Origin of the sequence: Curtobacterium pusillum, assembly GCF_007680845.1 — a bacterium.
Taxonomy (GTDB): Bacteria; Actinomycetota; Actinomycetes; order Actinomycetales; family Microbacteriaceae; genus Curtobacterium; species Curtobacterium pusillum_B.
Genome location: NZ_VEIY01000002.1, coordinates 58,325 through 79,601 on the forward strand (window position 1 = coordinate 58,325; position 21,277 = coordinate 79,601).

Annotated in this window: 21 protein-coding genes and 1 tRNA gene; 8 read left to right on the forward strand and 14 right to left on the reverse strand. The window is 71.2% G+C overall.

Annotation, left to right across the window (positions count from 1 at the left end; all coding sequences use genetic code 11):
* Positions 1–10 precede the first annotated feature (10 nt).
* Both FS825_RS04640 and FS825_RS04645 read left to right on the forward strand, forming a co-directional pair.
* Positions 11–1,714 (forward strand): sensor histidine kinase, encoded by a 1,704-nt coding sequence (locus tag FS825_RS04640; protein WP_144711330.1) that lies wholly within the window; start codon positions 11–13, stop codon positions 1,712–1,714.
* A gap of 245 nt (positions 1,715–1,959) precedes the next feature.
* Entirely contained in the window at positions 1,960–2,616 is a 657-nt protein-coding gene (locus FS825_RS04645) for a hypothetical protein (protein WP_144711331.1), read from the forward strand.
* Positions 2,617–3,081: 465 nt separating this feature from the next.
* Here the strand turns inward: FS825_RS04645 and groL are convergent, their stop codons facing one another.
* The 6 genes from groL to FS825_RS04675 form a co-directional block, all read right to left on the reverse strand.
* Positions 3,082–4,701 carry a chaperonin GroEL gene (groL, locus tag FS825_RS04650; RefSeq protein ID WP_144711332.1) on the reverse strand — a complete coding sequence of 540 codons (1,620 nt, stop codon included), beginning with the start codon at positions 4,699–4,701 and terminating at the stop codon, positions 3,082–3,084.
* A 275-nt stretch (positions 4,702–4,976) separates the two neighbouring features.
* Positions 4,977–5,180, reverse strand: a complete 204-nt coding sequence (locus FS825_RS04655) for a cold-shock protein (RefSeq protein WP_022903461.1) — start codon at positions 5,178–5,180, stop codon at positions 4,977–4,979.
* A 160-nt stretch (positions 5,181–5,340) separates the two neighbouring features.
* The gene (locus FS825_RS04660; protein ID WP_144711333.1) at positions 5,341–5,922 is read right to left on the reverse strand and encodes a LytR C-terminal domain-containing protein; all 582 of its coding nucleotides are present in this window, start codon (positions 5,920–5,922) and stop codon (positions 5,341–5,343) included.
* Positions 5,919–6,218: a DUF3263 domain-containing protein gene (locus tag FS825_RS04665; RefSeq protein ID WP_260981021.1), complete on the reverse strand. Its 300-nt coding sequence runs from the start codon at positions 6,216–6,218 to the stop codon at positions 5,919–5,921. The genes FS825_RS04660 and FS825_RS04665 overlap by 4 nt, the downstream gene beginning before the upstream one ends.
* Before the next feature lie 102 nt (positions 6,219–6,320).
* Complete coding sequence (locus tag FS825_RS04670; RefSeq protein ID WP_144711335.1) at positions 6,321–7,325, reverse strand: DUF2332 family protein; 1,005 nt, start codon at positions 7,323–7,325, stop codon at positions 6,321–6,323.
* Positions 7,325–7,813: a GNAT family N-acetyltransferase gene (locus FS825_RS04675; RefSeq protein ID WP_186377078.1), complete on the reverse strand. Its 489-nt coding sequence runs from the start codon at positions 7,811–7,813 to the stop codon at positions 7,325–7,327. Before FS825_RS04675 ends, FS825_RS04670 begins: the two co-directional genes overlap by 1 nt.
* A 67-nt stretch (positions 7,814–7,880) precedes the next feature.
* Here FS825_RS04675 and msrB point away from each other — a divergent pair, with 67 nt between their 5' ends.
* Together msrB and FS825_RS04685 are read left to right on the forward strand one after the other, a co-directional pair.
* The gene (gene msrB, locus FS825_RS04680) at positions 7,881–8,282 is read left to right on the forward strand and encodes a peptide-methionine (R)-S-oxide reductase MsrB (protein WP_144711337.1); all 402 of its coding nucleotides are present in this window, start codon (positions 7,881–7,883) and stop codon (positions 8,280–8,282) included.
* A 33-nt stretch (positions 8,283–8,315) separates the two neighbouring features.
* A tRNA-Thr gene (locus tag FS825_RS04685) sits at positions 8,316–8,391 on the forward strand.
* 187 nt (positions 8,392–8,578) lie between these two features.
* Here FS825_RS04685 and FS825_RS04690 read toward each other — a convergent pair.
* Positions 8,579–9,610: an aldo/keto reductase gene (locus FS825_RS04690; RefSeq protein WP_144711338.1), complete on the reverse strand. Its 1,032-nt coding sequence runs from the start codon at positions 9,608–9,610 to the stop codon at positions 8,579–8,581.
* A gap of 53 nt (positions 9,611–9,663) precedes the next feature.
* Entirely contained in the window at positions 9,664–10,464 is an 801-nt protein-coding gene (locus FS825_RS04695; protein WP_144711339.1) for an alpha/beta fold hydrolase, read from the reverse strand.
* A 33-nt stretch (positions 10,465–10,497) separates the two neighbouring features.
* Between FS825_RS04695 and FS825_RS04700 the strand changes: the two genes are divergently transcribed.
* Entirely contained in the window at positions 10,498–11,199 is a 702-nt protein-coding gene (locus FS825_RS04700) for an NAD(P)H-hydrate epimerase (RefSeq protein WP_144711340.1), read from the forward strand.
* A 25-nt stretch (positions 11,200–11,224) separates the two neighbouring features.
* On the opposite strand, the gene FS825_RS04705 is transcribed toward FS825_RS04700, so the two are convergent.
* Positions 11,225–12,166: a 2-deoxy-5-keto-D-gluconate 6-phosphate aldolase domain-containing protein gene (locus FS825_RS04705; RefSeq protein WP_144711341.1), complete on the reverse strand. Its 942-nt coding sequence runs from the start codon at positions 12,164–12,166 to the stop codon at positions 11,225–11,227.
* A 59-nt stretch (positions 12,167–12,225) separates the two neighbouring features.
* Between FS825_RS04705 and ypfJ the strand changes: the two genes are divergently transcribed.
* Positions 12,226–13,128, forward strand: a complete 903-nt coding sequence (ypfJ, locus tag FS825_RS04710; protein ID WP_144711342.1) for a KPN_02809 family neutral zinc metallopeptidase — start codon at positions 12,226–12,228, stop codon at positions 13,126–13,128.
* A gap of 33 nt (positions 13,129–13,161) precedes the next feature.
* Here the strand turns inward: ypfJ and FS825_RS04715 are convergent, their stop codons facing one another.
* Positions 13,162–14,112 (reverse strand): DsbA family protein, encoded by a 951-nt coding sequence (locus FS825_RS04715; RefSeq protein ID WP_144711343.1) that lies wholly within the window; start codon positions 14,110–14,112, stop codon positions 13,162–13,164.
* 245 nt (positions 14,113–14,357) lie between these two features.
* Between FS825_RS04715 and FS825_RS04720 the strand changes: the two genes are divergently transcribed.
* Entirely contained in the window at positions 14,358–15,458 is a 1,101-nt protein-coding gene (locus tag FS825_RS04720) for an ABC transporter ATP-binding protein (RefSeq protein ID WP_144711344.1), read from the forward strand.
* Positions 15,459–15,564: 106 nt separating this feature from the next.
* Positions 15,565–16,866, forward strand: coding sequence for a DUF4032 domain-containing protein (locus FS825_RS04725; RefSeq protein WP_144711345.1), 1,302 nt, complete (start codon positions 15,565–15,567; stop codon positions 16,864–16,866).
* Between the two features lie 110 nt (positions 16,867–16,976).
* Here the strand turns inward: FS825_RS04725 and rlmB are convergent, their stop codons facing one another.
* From rlmB to FS825_RS04745, 4 genes are read right to left on the reverse strand one after another with little or no spacing between them, the layout of a single operon-like run.
* The gene (gene rlmB / locus FS825_RS04730) at positions 16,977–17,987 is read right to left on the reverse strand and encodes a 23S rRNA (guanosine(2251)-2'-O)-methyltransferase RlmB (RefSeq protein WP_144711346.1); all 1,011 of its coding nucleotides are present in this window, start codon (positions 17,985–17,987) and stop codon (positions 16,977–16,979) included.
* Positions 17,988–18,015: 28 nt separating this feature from the next.
* Complete coding sequence (cysS, locus tag FS825_RS04735; protein WP_144711347.1) at positions 18,016–19,425, reverse strand: cysteine--tRNA ligase; 1,410 nt, start codon at positions 19,423–19,425, stop codon at positions 18,016–18,018.
* Between the two features lie 17 nt (positions 19,426–19,442).
* Positions 19,443–20,654 carry a 2-C-methyl-D-erythritol 2,4-cyclodiphosphate synthase gene (gene ispF, locus FS825_RS04740; RefSeq protein WP_144711348.1) on the reverse strand — a complete coding sequence of 404 codons (1,212 nt, stop codon included), beginning with the start codon at positions 20,652–20,654 and terminating at the stop codon, positions 19,443–19,445.
* Between the two features lie 49 nt (positions 20,655–20,703).
* Entirely contained in the window at positions 20,704–21,186 is a 483-nt protein-coding gene (locus tag FS825_RS04745) for a CarD family transcriptional regulator (protein WP_017888066.1), read from the reverse strand.
* Positions 21,187–21,277: the final 91 nt, after the last annotated feature.

A 21,277-nucleotide genomic window follows, 5' to 3' on the forward strand; every position in this document is an offset into this window, starting at 1 on the left:
TTGGGGCAGCATGCACACGCGAATGAGCCACTGGTGGGACGGGATCTCCCTGCGCACCAAGATCACCGGGATCACGGTGCTCCTGGTCGCGCTCGGCCTGCTCGTCGCCGGGCTCGGCACGATGACGGTGCTGTCGACGTACCTGATGTCGCAGCTCGACACGAGTGTGAAGAACACCACCGAGCAGCTCGAGGGCCAGAACATCAGCGACGGCGAGCAGTACTGCAAGCTGTCCGTCGTCCTCTCGCAGAGCGCGTACGTGGCCGCGTACAACTCCGACAGCGACCGGATCTGCCAGACGAAGGCGTCCAGCCGCCCGGACATCCGCCAGCTCGACTTCGCCGCCGCCGCCCAGACCGGCATGCGGTTCTCGCTGTACGACAGCCAGCACGACCACGAGTGGCGCGCGCAGGTCATCCCCGCATCGCTGCAGGACCAGTCCAACGGCACCACCGAGACGGGCTACGTCCTCGTGGCGGTGTCGAGCGCGGACACCGACCAGACCATCGCCCGGTTCACCGTCATCTTCCTCGGCTTCGGCATCTCGGTGATCCTGCTCGGCGCCATGCTCACCCGGCTGCTCGTGACCGCCACCTTCGACCCGTTGCGCGACGTCGAGGACACCGCTGCCCGGTTCGCCGCCGGTGACTTCAACCAGCGCCTCGAAGCCGACACCCCGAACACCGAGGTCGGTCGCCTCAACCGCTCCCTGAACGCCATGCTCGAGCGCATCGACTCCGCGTTCGAGGACCGCGAACGCACGATCGACCAGATGCGCCGGTTCGTCGGCGACGCCTCGCACGAACTCCGGACCCCGCTCGTGTCGCTCCGCGGGTACGCCGAGCTCTACCGGATGGGTGCCCTCCGCAAGGAAGAGGACGTCGCGCAGGCCATGGAGCGCATCGAGAAGGAAGCCCAGCGCATGGGTCTCCTCGTGCAGGACCTCCTGCAGCTCGCCCGCATCGACGAGTCGAAGCCGCTCGAGCTCGGCCCGGTCGACCTCGTCGCGATCGCCCGCGACTCCGCGCTCGACACGATGGCCTCGAACCCCGACCGCGAGATCCAGGTCCTGGTCGAGGACTCGGTGACCGGCGAGAGCGTCGCGCAGGCGGTCCGCCCGGCATCGGGGAGCGTCGACTCGCCCCCGGTGTCCCCGACCTCCGCGAACACCACCGGCCCGATCGCGTTCTCACGGCAGACGATCGCGCGCCTGCGGGCCCGCCGGACCCGGGCGATGGGCGTTGACGGCGCGATCGCACCCACCGACGAGACGACCCCGCTGCCCACGGTCGTGCTGCCGAAGCGGCCGCCGATCGTCCTGGCGGAAGAGAACAAGATCCGTCAGATCGTGACGAACCTGATGGGCAACGCCATGCGGTTCACCGAGCACGACGACCCGATCGAGATCGGCATCGGGGTGGACGACGAGCGTGGCATGGCCCACCTCGACGTGATCGACCACGGCGAGGGCATCCCGCCGCAGCTGCGCGACAAGATCTTCCAGCGGTTCTGGCGCGCCGACACCTCGCGCGCGCGGGACACCGGCGGCTCGGGCCTCGGGCTTGCCATCGTGTCGGGCATCGTGGCGGCACACCACGGCTCGGTCGAGGTGTTCGACACCGAGGGCGGCGGGGCCACCTTCCGGGTCTGGCTCCCCCTGCTCCCCCGCGACTACACCCCGCCCGCCCCGCCCGCCTCGGCCGCGTCGGCCTGACCCCCCGCCCCCGGCCCCGTCGGCCTGACGCCGCCGCCCCCCCCCCCCCCCCCCCCGGCCCGCCCGCCCGGGTGCCCGAGGTCGCACGAACTGCCGCGTCGGTAGCGCTCGCGCGGCACTTCGTGCGACCTCGGCGCACCGTTGACGGCGGGTCGTGCGACCTCGACCCACGCGCTCGCCCAGGCGCTCGGCCGACGCCAACGACGAGACCGACGCCGAGACCGACGCCGAGTCCGCGGACCGTCATGACGTCCGTCGAGCGCGGCGAACGCCTGCCGCAAGCGCTCGAAGAGCACCGCCGGCCGCCCTGCATCCGCTCGGTTGGCGTGGAGGACGAGCCACCCGTTCACCGTCATCCCGTTGTCGCGACGCTGATCGTGTTCGAACGTCGAGCGCTCCCGGTGGTGGTCGCCGTCGTACTCGAGCGCGATACGGAGTTCGGGCCACGCCATGTCCACACGGCCAAGGAACCGACCGGACGAGTCGGTCACGTCGACCTGCAACTCGGGCTCGGGGAAGCCGGCATCGACCACGGCCAGTCGGAGCCACGTCTCCATCGCCGACTCCGCACCGACCCGCACGAGCTCGAGCGCAGCGCGTGCAGCGACGACTGTTCGACCACCCGGGAGCACGGTCGAGGCGAGGTCGTCGAGCGAAGCGAGTCCGCTCCGACCCACGAGGTGATCGCCGACCGCCACGAGCTGCCGGAGGGACAACAGGCCAGCACACTCCCGCCACGCCTGCTCGGGGCTGCTGACCCGGACCCCCGACCGCTCGACCACGTCAGCTCGCGCTCGACGCCGATGTGCGATGACCTGGGGACGTCGCATCAGCGGGCCGCATCCGATCGTCGTGACGTGGACGACCGAGTCATGCCCACGAGGAAGTGGAGCGCCCCATAGCGCCGCGGCGGTCGAGTGGCTGCAGTACTGGTCTGCGCGCATCACGAGCGCGATCGCCGCGACCAGCGGGATCGATGCGCTCTCCGCCCGGACGCCGTGGACCGGCCGGACGAGGTCGCGCCGCCGGAGCCGTCCTGGTTCGACGCCCGCTTCGAGCGCGGTCCGGACGCGGAAACCCGACCGGTCGAGCTGCGGCGGGAGGTCTTTGGCGCTGGGCATCGCCCGAGTCTTCCGGCGGAGTGGGGGACGCGACCCCGCAGCGACCCGAACTGTGGAGAACGAGCCGAGCCGCGCCTCCTGTGCGATGTCCGGCGGTCGCACAACACGCCGTCGGGCTCACGCCGAGGTCGCACGAGGTGCCGCCCGACGGCGGCGCGAGCGGCAGTTCGTGCAACCTCGGCGCAGCCTGCCGGCACGCGGAAGGGCCCCGCACGCGCAGCGTGCGGGGCCCTTCCGGAGGACTGCCTAGAAGTCCATGCCACCCGTGGGGTCGCCGGACGGAGCAGCAGGAGTGCGCTCCGGCTTGTCGGCGACGACGGCCTCGGTCGTGAGGAACAGACCGGCGATCGACGCAGCGTTCTGCAGCGCCGAACGCGTGACCTTGGCCGGGTCGATGATCCCCGCGGCGACGAGGTCGACGTACTCACCGGTCGCGGCGTTGAGGCCGTGACCCGACTCGAGCTCGCGGACCTTGGCGGCGACGACGCCCGGCTCGAGACCGGCGTTCAGCGCGATCTGCTTGAGCGGCGCGTCGATGGCCACGCGGACGATGTTCGCACCGGTCGCCTCGTCACCCTGCAGGTCGAGCGAGTCGAGCACGACGGACGCCTGGATGAGCGCTACGCCACCACCGGCGACGATGCCCTCTTCGACGGCGGCCTTCGCGTTGCGGACGGCGTCCTCGATGCGGTGCTTGCGCTCCTTGAGCTCGACCTCGGTCGCGGCACCCGCCTTGATGACGGCCACGCCACCGGCGAGCTTCGCGAGGCGCTCCTGGAGCTTCTCGCGGTCGTAGTCGGAGTCGGTCGCCTCGATCTCGGAGCGGATCTGACGGACGCGGCCCGCGATCTGCTCGCTGTCGCCGGCACCCTCGACGATGGTCGTCTCGTCCTTGGTGATGACGACCTTGCGTGCACGACCGAGCAGGTCGAGCGTGGCGTTCTCGAGCTTGAGGCCGACCTCTTCCGAGATGACCTGGCCGCCGGTCAGGATCGCGATGTCCTGGAGCATGGCCTTGCGACGGTCGCCGAAGCCCGGAGCCTTGACGGCGACGGACTTGAAGATGCCGCGGATCTTGTTCACGACGAGGGTCGCGAGCGCTTCGCCGTCGACGTCCTCGGCGATGATGAGGAGCTGCTTGCCGGACTGGATGACCTTGTCGACGACCGGCAGGAGGTCCTTGATGTTCGAGATCTTCGAGTTGACGATCAGGATGTAGGCGTCCTCGAAGACGGCTTCCTGACGCTCGGGGTCGGTGACGAAGTACTGCGACAGGTAGCCCTTGTCGAAGCGCATGCCCTCGGTCAGCTCGAGCTCGGTGCCGAAGGTGTTCGACTCCTCGACGGTGACGACGCCTTCCTTGCCGACCTTGTCGATGGCCTCGGCGATGAGCGCGCCGATCGTCGGGTCGGCGGCGGAGATCGACGCGGTGGCGGCGATCTGGTCCTTGGTCTCGATGTCCTTCGCGTTGGCGAGGAGCTGCTCGGAGACGGCGGCGACGGCCTTCTCGATGCCGCGCTTGAGCGACACGGGGTCGGCACCGGCGGCGACGTTGCGGAGGCCTTCGCGGACGAGGGCCTGGGCGAGCACGGTCGCGGTGGTGGTTCCGTCACCGGCGACGTCGTCGGTCTTCTTGGCGACCTCCTTGACGAGCTCCGCGCCGATCTTCTCGTACGGGTCGTCGAGCTCGATCTCCTTGGCGATGGAGACACCGTCGTTCGTGATCGTGGGGGCGCCCCACTTCTTCTCGAGGACGACGTTGCGGCCGCGCGGGCCGAGCGTCACCTTCACGGCGTCGGCCAGGATGTTGAGGCCGCGCTCGAGGCCGCGGCGGGCCTCCTCGTCGAAAGCAATGATCTTAGCCATGTGAGTTTCTCGTCCCTCCCGGACGTCGTGCGTGGGGGTCGTGCTGGCACTCAGCGTGAGCGAGTGCCAACGCCGATTCTGGCACTCGACCGGTGCGAGTGCAACACCGCCGGGAGGCGCGGGTCGACTTCTCAGGACACGCACCGGCGAGCGGACACGCACCGGCGAGCAGGGCACGCGCGCCGAGCAGGGCACGCACTAGCGGGCGGGCGCGCACCCTGGCACGGAAGAACGCGCCGCCCCCGAGGGGACGGCGCGTTCCGGGTGGTTCCGACTCAGGCCGGGCGGACGGACTCGGCCTGCGGGCCCTTCGACCCCGTACCGACGTCGAACGTCACTGCCTGACCCTCCTCGAGGACCTTGTACCCCGACATGTCGATTGCCGAGTAGTGCACGAACACGTCCTGGCCCCCTCCATCGACGGTGATGAAGCCGAAGCCCTTCTCGGCGTTGAACCACTTCACGGTTCCGTTGGCCATGATCTCTTGCTCCCTGCGGTGGTGCTGATGCTGACGACGCAGTCGCCGTCTCGGCAGCACTCTGACCGAACTGTGCCGACAGGGCAATAGGTGTGACGTTCTTTCACGATGATTCCGGCAAGAATCAACACGCCGGAAACACGACCGTCACAAATGCGCGTCAGCCGGCGTAGTCCGCACCGAGCACGACACTGATGTCCGCGTTCGGGAACGCGGCCGACTGCTGCACGGCGGTGACCCCGAGGGACTTCGCGATCCCCCGGGCGACCGCGGCCTGCGACGCCTGCTGGTAGTAGACGATCGTCGCGGTCGTCCCGGTGGTGCCGGCGTCCCCCGTCGACGTGACCTTCCACCCCGCGCCGGTCAGCGCGGCGCTGGCCTTCGCCGCGAGACCGGTCGTCGTCGTGCCGTTGAGCACGACGACCGTCGTGGTGCCCTGGTCGGCCGGGGTCCCCGCCGCGGGTGCCTGGGACGCCGGCGCCGAAGCGGACGCGGACGGCGCAGCACTCGACGTCGCGGACGCCGAGGACGACGCGGTCGGCGAGGCAGAGCCGGTGAAGGAGTAGCTGCCGTTGAGGAGCGCGAGCACGAGCACGCCGATCCCGACGAGCACACCGGTGGCGAGGGCGGCCCACGCGAAGGCGATCCAACCGCGTCCCCGCCGCTGCGCACCGCGGTGCGCCCCGACCCGCGGGCCGTCGGCGACGTCGTCGAACCGGTCTCGTGGGTATCTCGTCGTCATCGTTCCTCTTCACGTCCTTCGGGAGCCGCACCGGGCGCGACGAAGCTGCGCGCGGCCCGGGCAGTGGTGCGCGCGTACCGCAGCCGCTGCAGCCGGGTCACCAGCTGCGGGTCGTACGCGAGCGCCGCGGGCGAGTCGATCACCCGGTTCAGCACCTGGTAGTACCGAGCCGGCGACATGTCGAACTCGACCCGGATCTCCGCTTCCTTGGTCCGGTCGTGCCGCGCCCGCTCGTGCTCGAACGCGAGCACGTGGCGTGCGAGTTCGCCGAGCTGGTCAGCGGGTGTGGCGGTCACTGCGGGTCCGATCACGGTCACGGTCGGGTAACGGGTCTCGCACATCGTAGGGGCGGAGTCGTTCCGCACCCTGGCACGGCGCTGGACTGTCGCGAGAACCGGTCACAGGTTCAGCGCGCGCACCCACCGCACGCGGACGCCGAACGGGTCGGAGACGGCCACCGCGACGCCGTCGAGCGAGGCGGTCGCGAACGCGTCCGGGTCGGCAGCGTCGACGTCGTCCGGCAGGGTCGCCGCGACGCCGGTGAGGATCCCGGTTCGTTCGAGCGCGATCCAGTGCACGCCCAGCTCGCGGACGCGGTCGACGAAGCGCTGCCGCTCGGCACCAGGCACGTAGACGAGCGTCCCGGTAGTGAGGACCACCGGCTCCACGTCGTCCGGCAGGTGGTCGAGCGCCCGGTCGAGGTCACCGGGCAGGCTCCCCCGCAGACGGACGGGAGGCACGGCGAGCGTCGCGCGGGCAGCGTCGCGCATCAGGGCGGTGCGGTCCACCGCCTCGGGCGGCACCGCCTCGACGAGCCGGTCGAACGCCCCCGGCTCGGCGAGGTCGATCGGGTTGGGGTCGAGGAGGACGCGTGCTCCGATGTCGATCGGTGCGGCGGCGGGACCGGGCACGAGCCCGGACGCATCGGCGGTCAGGTGCACCGAGGGCTCGTCGACCGCCTCGTGGACCCGGACAGTGGGCAGCGCACCCCCGGCGATCCGGAGGTCGAGCGTCACCCGGTCGGGGATCGAGCAGAGCCCCGCCGCACCGCCGGCGTCGACGAGGCCGAGCGGTCGGCCGGCCCGTGCGGCGAGCGCCGCGAACAGCGGGACGACCGGGGCGAGCCGCCGCGGGTCGTTCGCCTGCACCGTGGCGGAGGCGAGGGCCGCGACCAGGGCGGGTCGCGCCTCCAGGCCGAGCGCGCGCAGCGCACCGGGGTCCGACGGGTCCGCGCCCAGCCGCCGGGCGACCGCGAAGAGGAGTTCCGGTTGCCGCTTCGATGCCGGGACCGCGTCGAGGAGTGCGACCAGGTCGTCGTCGACGGAACGCGCCCACGCGGCGTAGGACGGCGAGGTGGCGGCGATGCGGTCGGCGTACGCGGCGTACCGCGCCCGGGTGTCCATCAGCGGTCGACGGCCGACGCACCCGGTCGGTGCATGCCGACGTGGCGGATGCCGGCCTCAACGTAGGGGCTGCCGAACACCGTGAACCCGTGTCGGGCGTAGAGGCCGGCCACGTACTCCTGTGCGTGCAGGACGAACGGCTCGTGCCCGTGCGCCTCGAGCACCGCGCGGACGAGCCGGTCGGCGGTCCCGTTCCCACGGTGCGCCGGATCGGTCGCGACCCGCCCGATCACCCACGCGGGGCGCTCCGTACCGTCCGGGTGCACCTCGTCCGGAGCGGGCCGGATGAGCCGCAGGTACCCAACCGCATCGGTGTCCGTGCCGAACCACCAGTGCTCGGTGTCCGGTTCACGGTCCCGGCCGTCGAAGTCGTCGGCCGTGACCCGCTGTTCGAGTGCGAACACGCGGTTCCGGAGCACCACGATGCCGTACAGTTCGTCCGTCGTCAGACGGTCCCAACGGGCGTGGTGCACGGAATGTTCGGACATCGTGGCGAGTTTACCGAAGTGGTCGGGACCCCCTGGTGAAGCGCCCGGCCGGAAGCAGGAGGAAACCATGACGTACAACGTCGACAAGTCCGACGCCCAGTGGCTCGAGGAGCTCTCCCCGGACCAGTACGCCGTCCTCCGTCAGGCGGGCACCGAGCGGCCGTGGACGGGTGAACTCCTCGACGAGGAGCGCGCCGGCGTCTACACCTGTGCGGCCTGCGGCGCGGAGCTGTTCAAGAGCGGCACGAAGTTCGACTCCGGCTGCGGCTGGCCGTCCTTCTACGAGTCGGTGGACCCCGACGCCGTGCAGCTCATCGAGGACAACTCGCTCGGCATGGCCCGCACCGAGGTCCGGTGCGCGAACTGCGGCTCGCACCTCGGGCACGTGTTCCCGGACGGGTTCGGGACGCCGACGGGCGACCGGTACTGCATGAACTCGATCTCGCTCAACTTCAGCGAGCAGGAGTGACCCGACGCGCCCTTCGCTAGGATGGGCGCGTCCGCCGGCATGGCGCAATTGGTAGCGCACCGTACTTGTAATACGGGGGTTGCGGGTTCAAGTCCCGCTGCCGGCCCCAGACACGAAGACGAAGGCCCCGGGTGCATCACCCGGGGCCTTCGGCGCGTGGAACACGGATCAGGGGCATTCCGAGCGCTCGACACGGTAACCAGCCGGTCGTGCAGTGATGGTGACACCTCACTCATCCCGGTGTCCACCACCAATCCCAAGCTCGCGGAAAGCCGCAGAACCCGGACAGATGCTGCTCAGCGCCCGCCGGTGATCTTCCGCTCGCGCTGCGCCACCCCGGCGGTGCCGTAGGGGTAGTCGTCGATGCGCGGTGCGCTGGCGTCGGTGAGCTGCTGCAGCTCGGCGTCGTCGAGCACGAGGTCCGCCGCGCCGAGGTTGTCCTCGAGCTGCGCGACCGTCCGGGCACCGAGGATCACGCTCGTCACGGCCGGCCGGGCGAGGAGCCAGGCGAGGGCGACCTGCGACTTCGATGCGCCGTGCGCTTCGGCGACCGCGGACACCGCGTCGAGCACGGCCCAGGTGCGCTCGTCGCCGTTGCGGGCCTCCCACGCCTCCATGCCGCGCTGCGGGTTCTCGCCGAGACGGGTGCTGCCGGTCGGCGCCTCGTCGCGCTGGTACTTGCCGGACAGCCAGCCGCCGGCCAGGGGCGACCAGGGCAGCAGGCCGATCCCGGCGTCGAGGCTCGCCGGCACGATCTCGTGCTCGATGTCGCGGACGAGCAGGTTGTACTGCGGCTGCAGGGTGACGGGCGGCGCCCAGCCATGCGCCTTCGCCTCGTACACCGCCTTGGTGATCTGGTAGCCGAGGTAGTTCGAGAAGCCGTACGAGCCGATCTTGCCGGCGGACACGGCGTCGTCGAGGAAGCGCAGGGTCTCCTCGATCGGGGTGAGGGCGTCCCACGCGTGCATCTGGTACAGGTCGATGTGCTCGACGCCGAGCCGCTCGAGCGAGGCGTCGAGGGCGGTGCGGAGGTGCCGGCGGGACAGCCCGAGGTCGTTCGGCCCGTCGCCCTGCGGGAACCGGCCCTTGGTGGCGAGGACGACCTGCTGCGCCTCGGTGGGGTGTGCGGCGAGCCAGCGGCCGATGATCCGCTCGGACTCGTTGCCGGAGTACACGTCAGCCGTGTCGACGAGCGTGCCGCCCGCGGCGACGAACGTGTCGATGATCTTGTGGGAGGTGGGTTCGTCGGCTTCGCTGCCGAACGTCATGGTGCCGAGGGTCAGCGTCGACACCGATGTCCCGCTGTTGCCGAGGAGTCTGTAGTCCATGGCCGGGACGGTACGCGCGGCAGGCTTCGACAACGAGGACCTGGCAGTACCCGTCAGCGTGCGGCGGACAGGGCGGTGTCCTGCAGGAACGTGATGGCTGCTTCGCGGAAGTGCCGCGAGGTCGGTGCGTTGAAGTGGTTCCGGCGGGGGATCTCGAAGAACGACGCGTTCGGTGCCGCCGCTGCGAGCCGCACCGCACTGTCGCGGATGCCGTCCTCGCTGCCCGCTGCCATCAGGATCGGCTGCGCGGGCGCGTTGTCGGGTGTCGGCTCGACGCTGTCCCGCATCCCCTCGACCATCGCCACCAGGGCGCCGAGGTCGTTCCCCTCGATCCCGGCCGCCATCGTCAGGTAGCCGTTCGTCACGCGGTCCTCGACCGGGGTGCCGTCGGCGATGAACGCCTTCGCCTCGTCGACCCGCACGCGGCGCATCGGGTCGGCGTCCGGGATGCCACCGAAGACCGCGCGGGTGATCCGGTCCGGCAGACGCTCGGCCGTGTGCCACCCGACGCGGGCACCCAGTGAGTACCCGAGGTAGGCGACGTCGTCGAGCAGGTACGTGTCGATCACGGTCGTGACGTCGGCCACGAGGAGGTCCATCGAGTACGCGGTGGGGTCGTGCGGCTTGGAGCTCGCCCCGTGCCCCCGCTGGTCGAGGGCGACGACGCGGTAGCCGGCACGGACGAGGTCGCGCGTCCAGCCCGAGGCGTGCCAGTTGAGGACGGCGCCGGACGCGAACCCGTGCACGGCGACGACGGCCGGGGCGTCGGGGTCGCCGAAGTCGTAGGTGGCGAGCTTCAGGCCGTCCGGGCTCATCACGGCACGGGGACGGGGCGCTTCGGGGACGAGTGACATGTCGCCTCCAGGCTACCGGGGCACATTGGTGCGATGGACGGCTACGGAGGCGATCAGATCCGGGCGGCGGAGCGGCCGCACCTCGACGCGGGCGAACCGCTGATGCAGCGCGCGGCTGCGGGGCTGGCGGCGATCGTCGGGGACCTGCTCGACGACCCCGCGGCGCGGCCCGGCGACGGACCCGGGTCCGTCCTGCTCCTCGTGGGGAGCGGCGACAACGGCGGCGACGCACTGTTCGCCGGGGCTCGCCTGGCGGCGGACGGGAGGCGCGTGGCGGTGCTGCGCGTCGGCTCACGGGTGCACGAGGCGGGCCTGGCAGCGGCGCTGGACGCCGGGGCGCGCCTCCTGGACGTGGACCGTGACGGCCCGGCCGCGGTCGCGACCAGTGCGGCATTGGAGGCGGACCTCGTGCTCGACGGGATCCTCGGCATCGGCGTGCGCGGTGCCGCACCGCTCCGGTCGCCGGCCCGCGAGGTCGTCGACGCGATCCGCGAGCTCGCCCGCGACCAGCGCGCACCGTTCGTGGTCGCGGTCGACGTGCCGAGCGGCATCGACGTCGACACCGGCGGCATCGCGGACGAGCACGTCCTGCACGCCGACGTCACCGTCACGTTCGGCGGGGTGAAGGCCGGGCTGCTCCGGGGACCGGCGGCCACCCTCGCGGGACGCATCGAGCTCGTCGACGTCGGCATCGGGGCGGAGCTCGCTGCGGTGGAGCCCCTCATCCGCACCTGAGCGGCCGGGTGCGAGCGCTCGCGGGTCAGACCGCGCCGGCGTCCACCCCGTGCTCGACGCCGCCGCGCGCCTCGAGCCAGGTGTCGACGAAGTGGCGGTAGTTCGCGGCGATGAGCTGTTCGGCGGCCTCGGTGTCGAGGTGCTCGCGGACGACGTCCTCGAGCGGTTCCTCCCAGTTGCTCCGGCCGATCGCGAACCCGACGAAGCCGTCGACGGGAGCGGCGGTCCGCAGCCAGTGGTCGAGCCGGTCCTCCGGGGCGTCCCGTCCGAGGACGATGCACTGCACCGTGTCCCGGCCGCCCCGACGGGCGGTGGCGACGACCCGCTCGGCGTCGGCGCGCTCGTCGAGGCCCTCGAGCTTCCAGACGTCCACCTCGACCCCGTGGTCCTGCAGGTACTCGAGCACCTGGACGACGAGGTCCGGTCGGAGCTCGCGGTCGTAGTCCACCACCGACGCCTGCTGCTCGTCGGTGGCCGGGACGAGCAGTTCGACGAGGAACGGTCGCCCCGCGTCGTGGAGCGCGCTCGACACCGCCGCCAGGTCGGACGCCTGCCGTTCCCGGCGCTCCGGGTCGAAGTCGGGGTTGTCCCGCACGAGGACCTTCACCCAGTCGGGGTCGAACGCGTCGACGTGGGCCATCCACTCGTCGCCGTACTCGAGCTCGAACCACTCGCGGCCCGACCGCTCGACGGGCATCGCGAGCTGCAGCCCCGCGTCCTTGGCGAGCCGGGCGACGTCGGCGCCGTACCGCTCGTCGACGAGGACGCCGGTGCGGTCCCGGGACGCCCCGGCGGCGAGCGCCGTGAGGACCCCGCGGTAGACGAGCTGCTTGCCGGCGCGGACCCGTTCGGCCTCGGCCTCGTCGACCGGCTCGCCCCCGGACTCGTCGTACGTGTGCTCGAGGAGCGACGAACGCTGGTCCATCGCGAACAGGAAGAGGGGGTGTGCTTCGTCGAGGGTCGCCATGTCCCCGTGTCTACTCGCCGCCGCGGGCACGGTCACCGGTGGATCCGTAGGTTCGTGGCATGACGTTCAACGAAGACTCCAAGCTCGAGGGCGGGAAGGTCAAGCGCCGCGGCAGGACGGCGGCGGTCGCCGGTGGCGGGGTCGTGGGCATCGGTGCGATCGTCGTGCTGCTCATCAACGTCTTCACCGGCGGTGACCTGGACCTCGGCTCGCTGCTCGGCGCCGGTGACGGCACGACGCAGATCCAGCAGCAGGGCGAGACGGTCGATGCAGCGCCGGAGTGCCGGACCGGGAGCGACGCCAACGCGAGCGTCGACTGCCGGATGGAGGGCGCCGCGGAGTCCCTCGACGCGTACTGGACCGCGCAGTCCGGGAAGCTCGGGATCTCCTACCGGTCGCCCGACTTCTTCCTGTTCGACGGCACCACGAGCACGTCGTGCGGCACCGCCTCCGCCGCCACCGGCCCGTTCTACTGCCCGCCGGACCGCGCGATCTTCCTCGACACCGCGTTCTACGACGACCTGCAGTCGAAGTACGGCTCGTCCGGCGGCCCGCTCGCGCAGATGTACGTCGTCGCCCACGAGTGGGGCCACCACGTCCAGCAGCTGCAGGGCGCCTTCGCCTCGACCGACCGCTCGGGCACGGGCGCCGCGTCCGGGAGCGTCCGGGTCGAGCTCCAGGCCGACTGCTACGCCGGGTCCTGGGTCGGCGACGCCGCGAACACGAAGGACGCGGACGGCGAGACCTTCTTCGAGCCGATCTCGCGGTCCGAGATCGAGGACGCCCTCTCCGCCGCGAGTGCCGTGGGCGACGACAGCATCCAGGAGCGGTCGAGCGGACACGTCGACCCGGACTCCTTCACCCACGGCACCAGCGCCCAGCGTCAGAACTGGTTCCTCCGCGGCTACCAGCAGGGCGCCACCGCGTGCGACACGTTCAGCGTGCCAGGGTCGTCCCTGTAGACCGGGCCCGCCGGGCCCGCCGGACCCGCCGGCTCAGCGCGACGGCGTCGCGCTCGGCGTCGTGGACTCGGTCGCGGTGGCCGACGGGGTCGCGGTGGCGGACGGCGTGGGCGTCGGCGTCGTGTCCGTCGCGCCGGCCGCGGTGACCACGAACGTGCGGAAGTCGTCGTTCGTGATCGGCGAGGTCAGCTCGTAGCGCTGCCCGTTCACGAGCACGAGGGGCGTCCCGGGGAAGTCCTCGAGCGTGGACCCGGGGATGTCGCCGCCGGTCACCGCGGTCGTCCGCTCGTCGATCCACTTGCTGTAGGTCTGGTCCGCGATGCACTTCCGGATGGCCGAGCGCTCCTGCAACCCGTCGACGCCCGTGACGACCTTCGTCAGCTGCGCGTCCGTCAGGCCGGGCGTGCCCTCGTCCGGCTGGTCGGCGAACAGCGCCTTGTGCACGGCGAAGAACTGGTCCGGCGAGTGGTCCGCGACACAGGCGGCCGCGTTGGCGGCGCGGAGCGAGTACTTCGTCCCCTGCGACCGGTTCGACAGGATCGCGATCGGGTGGATGTCCACCGTCGCGGCACCGGAGTCCACGAGGTTCTCGATGTAGTCGCCGTTCGCCTTCTCGAACTGCCCGCAGACAGGGCAGAGGTAGTCGATGTACATCGTGATGCGCACCGCTCCGGAGCCGTCGGTCGCGGACGGTGCCGGCGAACCGGAGGCCGCGGTCACCGCCTTGAGGTCCTGCCCGATCGTGATGCCACCCTGCGAGGTGTTCGCCGGACCGGGACCCGCGGGCTGCACGGACTGGACCAGGACGAGCGTCACGATCGTCGCGGCGGCCAGCAGCACGACGCCGAGGCCGATCTGCAGGCCGAGCCGGACGCCGCGCTGGCGTCGCTTCTGCTGGGTGCGGGCGCGCTGCGCTCGCTGCCGTGCGGCTTCGCGTCGTTCGTTCCGCGCGGCGCGGGCGTCACCCTCGGGGCGGTTGGTCATGCGTCGAGTGTCCTCACGTTGATCGATCGTCCGGTCGGCCTTCCCCCGCTCGGCGGACGGACCCGCCGATTGTAGTGGGACCTTCCTGTGACCACTCAACCAGCTGTGAGGACTGGCGCACGCGGGGCAGATCGTGTTGTATGAACCTCGATGGTCGACGACGACCATCCGGGGCCCCCACGGGCACACCGCTTCACTCGGATCGTCCGGCACGTACCTGCCGGTGAAGGAAGGACCGAACGCTCATGGCGTCCGTCACCTATGACAAGGCAACCCGTCTCTACCCCGGAGGCACCCGCCCCGCGGTCGACTCCCTCGACCTGGACGTCGCCGACGGCGAGTTCCTCGTCCTCGTCGGCCCCTCGGGCTGTGGCAAGTCGACCTCGCTGCGCATGCTCGCCGGCCTCGAAGAGGTCAACTCCGGTGCCATCCGCATCGGCGAGCGCGACGTCACCGACGTCCCGCCGAAGGACCGCGACATCGCGATGGTGTTCCAGAACTACGCGCTGTACCCGCACATGACCGTCGCCGAAAACATGGGCTTCGCGCTCAAGATCGCCGGCGTCGGCAAGGAAGAGCGCGCCACCCGCGTCCAGGAGGCCGCGAAGCTCCTCGACCTCCAGGACTACCTCGGCCGCAAGCCGAAGGCGCTCTCCGGTGGTCAGCGTCAGCGCGTCGCGATGGGCCGCGCGATCGTCCGTCAGCCGCAGGTGTTCCTCATGGACGAGCCGCTGTCGAACCTCGACGCCAAGCTCCGCGTCCAGACCCGCACCCAGATCGCCTCGCTGCAGCGTCGCCTCGGCGTCACCACGGTCTACGTCACGCACGACCAGACCGAGGCGCTCACCATGGGCGACCGCATCGCGGTGCTCAAGGACGGCATCCTGCAGCAGGTCGGCTCGCCGCGCGACCTGTACGAGAAGCCGAACAACGTGTTCGTCGCCGGCTTCATCGGCTCGCCCGCGATGAACCTGCTCCCGGCCGACGTGGTCGAGGGCGGCATCAAGTTCGGCACGCTCAACCACGCGATCGACCGCGACACGCTCTCCAACGCGCGCTCGGCCCAGATCACGGTCGGCATCCGCCCCGAAGACGTCCAGGTGGCGTCGTCGGGTGAGGGTCTGCCCGTCACGGTCGACGTCGTCGAGGAGCTCGGCGCCGACGGCTACCTCTACGGTCACGCCGACGTCAACGGCTCGCGCGTCGACATCGTCGCCCGCGTCGACGGCCGCGCGCACCCCTCGATCGGTGACACCATCGTGGTGACGCCGAAGCAGGGCCACGTGCACGCCTTCGACACCGAGTCGGGCGAGCGACTCGACGACAAGGCCGTCGTCAGCGCGTAACGCAGGTCAGTCCTGACGGGAGGCGCGGTGCCAGCTGGCACCGCGCCTCCCGTCCGTCAGTCCGGTCGCCCGACCGGCGCACGTCCGAGCACCGAAGGAACCCACCGTGCCCGACTCGATGTCCATCACCGCAGCCACCGTCGACCCCGGGCTCCTCGACCTGCCGTGGGACCTCCCGCTCGCCGACTGGCCGGACGAGACGATCGTCGCGCTGCCGAAGGGCATCTCGCGGCACCTCGTGCGGTTCTCGCAGCTCGGTGGGTACGTCGTCGCGGTGAAGGAGACCGGCGAGGAGGTCGCGCGGTCCGAGTACGAGATGCTCCGCACGCTCCAGCGCATGGACGTCCCCTGCGTGGACCCGGTCGCGGTCATCACGAACCGGGTGAGCGCCGACGGGGAGCCGCTGCACCCCGTGCTCGTCACCCGACACCTGCGCTTCTCGCTGCCGTACCGCGCGCTGTACTCGCAGACCCTCCGCCCCGAAACCGCCACGCGACTGGTCGACGCCCTCGCGCTGCTCCTCGTCCGCCTGCACGTCATCGGGTTCTACTGGGGCGACGTCTCGCTCTCGAACACGCTCTTCCGCCGCGACGCCGGGGCGTTCGCCGCGTACCTCGTCGACGCCGAGACCGGGAAGCTCTACCCCGGCGGTCTGTCGAACGGTCAGCGCGAGAACGACCTCGAGGTGGCGCGGGTGAACATCGCGGGCGAGCTCCTCGACCTCGAAGCCGGCGGCCGCCTCGACGAGAACGCCGACGCGGTGGACGTCTCGAACCGGATCGTCGCGCAGTACCGGACGCTCTGGAAGGAACTGACCGGCACCGAGCAGTTCGACATCCGGGAGCGCTGGCGCATCAACGACCGCGTCGAGCGCCTCAACGCGCTCGGCTTCGACATCGAGGAGCTGTCGATCCACACCACCGAGGGCGGGTCGCAGGTCCGGATCCAGCCCAAGGTCGTCGACGCCGGACACCACCAGCGGCGGCTGCTCCGCCTGACCGGGATCGACGCGGGCGAGAACCAGGCCCGGCGGCTCCTCAACGACCTCGACTCGTACCGGGCGCGGAACGGCCGCGACCAGCTCGACGAGGAGATGGTGGCGCACGAGTGGGTCTCGAAGGTGTTCGAGCCGGTGATCCGGTCGATCCCGCGTGACCTCCGTGGGCGGCTCGAACCGGCCGAGGTGTTCCACGAACTGCTCGAGCACCGCTGGTTCATGTCACAGAACGAGGAGCGGTCGGTCTCGCTCCCCGAGGCCACGACCGCGTACATCAACGACGTGCTCCGGCACCGCCGTGACGAACGGCTGCTCATCAACCCGCCGACCTCGTCGATGACGCTGCCGATCCCCGTGGTCGACGGCGCCGATGAGGACGAGGACGTCGAGGACTGGCGCGCGAACGTCTGACCGGGGTCCCGTTCTTTCCCAGAACGGCCGCGATGGAATGCGGAATCGGGCGTACCCGGTCGAGATGAACGACCAGGTACGCCCGATTCCGTCAGGGACGCTGGCGCGGACTACGACGCGCGACGGCGGCGGGAGACCTCCCACAGGGCGACGCTCGCGGCGATGCCCGCGTTGAGCGACTCCGTCGCGCTCGAGATCGGGATCGACACGATCGCGTCACACGTGTCGGTGACGAGGCGCGACAGGCCCTTGCCCTCGGACCCCACGACGATGACGATCGGACGGTCGGCGAGTTCGAGCTCGTCGAGCTGCACGTCACCGTCGCCGGCGAGCCCGAGCACGAAGAGGCCCATCGACTTGAGTGACTTGAGCGTCTGCGTCAGGTTCGGCGCCATCGCGACGGGCGTCCGGGCTGCGGCACCGGCGCTCGTCTTCCACGCGCTCGCGGTCACACCGACCGAACGACGCTGCGGCACGATGACGCCGTGGCCACCGAAGGCAGCGGTCGAGCGGATGATCGCACCGAGGTTCCGCGGGTCCGTGATGCCGTCGAGGGCGACGACCAGCGGGACCTCGTCCTTGGCGAAGGCGCGCTCGACGAGGTCCTCGGCGACGGCGTACTCGTACGCGGGGACCTTGAGCGCGACGCCCTGGTGCACGCTGTCGTGGCCCGTGATGCGGTCGAGCTCGGGGCGCATCAGCTCGATGATCGGCACACCGCGGTGGTTGGCGAGCGCGAGGATCTCCTTCACGCGGTCGTCGACCTCGATGCGGGACGCGATGTAGAGCGTCGTCGAGGGGGTCTTCGTGCGCAGTGCCTCGAGCACGGAGTTGCGGCCGGTGACCAGCTCGGAGTCGTCGGTCTTGCGCTGCGGCGGACGACTCGTCCGCTGCTGCGGGCTGCTCGAGGCGCCGTGGCGACCCTTCGCGGCCTCGAACCGGTCCTTCGCCGCCTTGCGCTTGCCGGCGGGGTGGTACGGCCGGTCCTCGGCCTTCGGCGTGGGCTTGCGCCCCTCGAGCGCCTGCGCGCCCTGGCCGCCGGAGCCGACCTGCTTGTTGCCCTTGCGGCCGGAGCGGACGGCGCCGGGCCGGCCCTTCTTGCTCCCCGAGACGTTCTTCATTGCTCTCTCCTGTCCGGCACTGCCGTTGTCAGGCGATGCTCCAGCGTGTACCAGCTGCGGTGTCTTCGATCGTGATCCCCGCGGATGCGAGGTCGTCGCGCACGCGGTCGGCCGTGGCGAAGTCGCGTGCGGCCCTGGCGTCGGCGCGTTCCTGCACGAGGCGTTCGACGAGGGCTGCGAGTGGTGCGGCCGATGCGTCGTGGCCACCGCCAGACCAGTGGGCGGCTCGCGGGTCGATGCCGAGCACCTCGACCATCGCGGCCACCTGATGGTACGCGGTTCCGAGCGCTTCCGCATCGTCGGTGTCCAGGGCGGCGTTCCCGGCGCGCACGGTCTCGTGCAGCACGGCGAGGGCCTGTGGCACCGAGAGGTCGTCGTCCATGGCGGCCGCGAACGTGTCGGGGACCCCCGGGGCGTCGGCGAGGTGGACCCCTTCGAGCCGGGTCTCGGCCCGCGAGAGGAAGCCGGCGATCCGGTCGAGCGCGGCCTCGGCCTCGGTGAGGGAGCCGTCGTGGTGGTCGATCGTCGAACGGTAGTGCGCGGCACCGAGCGCGTAGCGGACCACGATCGGCCGGGCGGACCCGAGCATGTCGGCGGCGAACACCGAGTTGCCGAGCGACTTCGACATCTTCTGCCCGCCGACCGACACGAGCCCGTTGTGCAGCCAGTACGACGCGAAGGGGTCGCCGGCCGCGGTCGACTGCGCGAGCTCGTTCTCGTGGTGCGGGAAGCGGAGGTCGAGGCCGCCGCCGTGGATGTCGAACGCCGGGCCGAGGTACCGCCGGGACATCGCCGAGCACTCGATGTGCCAGCCCGGCCGGCCCGGACCCCACGGGGAGTCCCAGTTCGCCGTCGTCGGCTCGCCGGGCTTGGCACCCTTCCAGAGGGCGAAGTCGCGGGGGTCGCGCTTGCCGCGGGGGTCGGCGTCGGTCGCCTCGACCATGTCCTCGCGCCGCTGCCGCGTGAGCGCCCCGTACGACGCCCAGCTGCCGGTGTCGAAGTACACGTCGCCGGAGCCGTCGGCCGCGGCGTAGGCGTGCCCGCGGTCGATGAGCCGCTGGATGATCTCGTGCATCTGCGGCACGCTCGCGGTCGCGCGGGGCTCGTACGTCGGCGGCAGGATGCCGAGCGCGGTGTAGGCGGCGGTGAACTCGAGCTCGACGCGGTACGCCCGGGCGAACCAGGGCTCGTCCGTGCCGGCGGCGAGGTCGAGCACCTTGTCGTCGATGTCGGTGACGTTCCGGACGAGGGTGACGCGCAGGCCGCGGTAGGTCAGCCACCGGCGCCAGATGTCGTACACGAGCGCGGAGCGGAGGTGACCGATGTGCGGCGAGGACTGCACGGTCGGACCGCACACGTACATGCTCACCTGCCCGTCGACCAGCGGGACGAGGTCGACGACGGCTGCGGCGCGGGAGTCGTAGAGGCGAACGGTCACGCCCCAAGCCTAGGACGTCAGGCCGGTCGGACGACGGCCGTGGCGATCGCGGCGAGCCCCTCGCCCCGGCCGGTGAACCCGAGGCCGTCGGTCGTCGTGCCGGACACCGCCACCGGCGCCCCGACGACCGCGGCCAGAGCGTCCTGCATCTCGGCGCGCCGAGTACCGATCCGCGGCCGGTTGCCGATGACCTGCACCGTGACCGACACCGGTGCGAGGCCAGCGCCAGCGAGCGCGTCCACGGCACCCCGGATGAAGACGTCGCCCGTCGCACCGGCGTAGGCGGGGTCGGACGTGCCGAACCGGCCGCCGATGTCCCCGAGGCCACCGGCGGAGAGCAGGGCGTCGCAGACCGCGTGCGCCACGGCGTCCCCGTCGCTGTGCCCCGAGAGGCCGGCTTCGCCCGGGAAGTCGAGCAGACCGACGCGGCACGGGGAGTCGGCGTCGAACGCGTGGACGTCCACGCCCAGCCCGAACCGGGTCTGCTCCGCGACCGAAGACCCGGACCCGGACCCGGACCCGGAGCCGGACCCAGAGCGGGACCGCACGATCGACTCCGCCCGACCGAGGTCCCACGGCGTGGTGATCTTGAACGCATCGGCGTCGCCGGGAACGACCTGCACGGTGCCGCCTGCCGCCTGGAACACCCCGGCGTCGTCGGTCTCGGCCCGGGCGGACAGGGCGTACGCCTGCCGGAGCGCCGCGAGCGGGAAACCCTGCGGCGTCTGCACGCCGACCAGTGCCGCGCGGTCGACGGTCTCGACGACCTCGGCGCCGGACACCCGCTTGATCGTGTCCGTGACGGGCAGGGCCGGCACGAACCCGACGCCCGACCCGTCGACGAGCGCACCGACCACCGCGTCGAACACCCGCTCGAACTGCGACGCCGGCGTGAGGCACCGCGCCGCGTCGTGCACCAGCACCGAGGCGACGGAGTCCGGCAGCACGGCCAGGCCGGCCTCGACCGAACCATGGCGATCCGCGCCTCCCGGGACGACCGCCGTGTACGAGGCCGCAGCCCCGGCGACCGACGCGACCACCTGGCGGCACTCGTCGAGCAGTGCCGCCGGTGCCACCACGACGACCAGCGTCGGGGACGCGAGCGTGAAGAGCGGCTCGAGCGCCCGCGCGAGCATCAGCTGCCCGGCGACGGGCACGAACGCCTTGGCGGTGCCGATGCCGAGCCGCGTGCCGGAACCGGCCGCAACGACGACGACCGCCCTGCTCACCCCTTCGGGGAACAGGACGGTCGTGGACGTGTTCAGTGGCTCGGCAGAGTCAGGACGCGAGGACCTCGTCGAGGACGGTCGAAGCCTTGTCCTCGTCGGTCTTCTCGGCGAGCGCCAGCTCGGAGATCAGGATCTGCCGCGCCTTGGCGAGCATCCGCTTCTCTCCGGCGGAGAGGCCGCGGTCCTGGTCACGACGCCAGAGGTCGCGGACGACCTCGGACACCTTGATGACGTCACCGGAGGCGAGCTTCTCGAGGTTCGCCTTGTAGCGGCGGGACCAGTTCGTGGGCTCTTCCGTGAAGGGGGCACGCAGGACCTCGAACACCTTGTCGAGGCCTTCCTTCCCGATCACGTCGCGGACGCCGACCAGGTCGACGTTGTCCGCGGGGACTTCGATCGTCAGGTCACCCTGGGTGACCCGCAGCTTCAGGTAGACCTTTTCCTCACCCTTGATGACGCGCGTCTTGACTTCAGAGATGGTTGCCGCCCCGTGATGGGGGTAGACCACGGTCTCGCCGACCTCGAATTGCATGTATCAGGCTCCGTTCAGAGACGCCCAGTTTACCACAAGCCGGTTTCGGGTAAGAGGGCGCTGGCACTCCGCCCGTCCGCCGATCGGTAGG

Coding starts and splice junctions, on each gene's coding strand:
- FS825_RS04640 (WP_144711330.1), top strand. CDS start 11: ATGCACACGCGAATGAGCCACTGGTGGGACGGGATCTCCCTGCGCACC.
- FS825_RS04645 (WP_144711331.1), top strand. CDS start 1,960: ATGACGTCCGTCGAGCGCGGCGAACGCCTGCCGCAAGCGCTCGAAGAG.
- groL (WP_144711332.1), bottom strand. CDS start 4,701: ATGGCTAAGATCATTGCTTTCGACGAGGAGGCCCGCCGCGGCCTCGAG.
- FS825_RS04655 (WP_022903461.1), bottom strand. CDS start 5,180: ATGGCCAACGGAACCGTGAAGTGGTTCAACGCCGAGAAGGGCTTCGGC.
- FS825_RS04660 (WP_144711333.1), bottom strand. CDS start 5,922: ATGACGACGAGATACCCACGAGACCGGTTCGACGACGTCGCCGACGGC.
- FS825_RS04670 (WP_144711335.1), bottom strand. CDS start 7,325: ATGGACACCCGGGCGCGGTACGCCGCGTACGCCGACCGCATCGCCGCC.
- FS825_RS04675 (WP_186377078.1), bottom strand. CDS start 7,813: ATGTCCGAACATTCCGTGCACCACGCCCGTTGGGACCGTCTGACGACG.
- msrB (WP_144711337.1), top strand. CDS start 7,881: ATGACGTACAACGTCGACAAGTCCGACGCCCAGTGGCTCGAGGAGCTC.
- FS825_RS04690 (WP_144711338.1), bottom strand. CDS start 9,610: ATGGACTACAGACTCCTCGGCAACAGCGGGACATCGGTGTCGACGCTG.
- FS825_RS04695 (WP_144711339.1), bottom strand. CDS start 10,464: ATGTCACTCGTCCCCGAAGCGCCCCGTCCCCGTGCCGTGATGAGCCCG.
- FS825_RS04700 (WP_144711340.1), top strand. CDS start 10,498: ATGGACGGCTACGGAGGCGATCAGATCCGGGCGGCGGAGCGGCCGCAC.
- FS825_RS04705 (WP_144711341.1), bottom strand. CDS start 12,166: ATGGCGACCCTCGACGAAGCACACCCCCTCTTCCTGTTCGCGATGGAC.
- ypfJ (WP_144711342.1), top strand. CDS start 12,226: ATGACGTTCAACGAAGACTCCAAGCTCGAGGGCGGGAAGGTCAAGCGC.
- FS825_RS04715 (WP_144711343.1), bottom strand. CDS start 14,112: ATGACCAACCGCCCCGAGGGTGACGCCCGCGCCGCGCGGAACGAACGA.
- FS825_RS04720 (WP_144711344.1), top strand. CDS start 14,358: ATGGCGTCCGTCACCTATGACAAGGCAACCCGTCTCTACCCCGGAGGC.
- rlmB (WP_144711346.1), bottom strand. CDS start 17,987: ATGAAGAACGTCTCGGGGAGCAAGAAGGGCCGGCCCGGCGCCGTCCGC.
- FS825_RS04745 (WP_017888066.1), bottom strand. CDS start 21,186: ATGCAATTCGAGGTCGGCGAGACCGTGGTCTACCCCCATCACGGGGCG.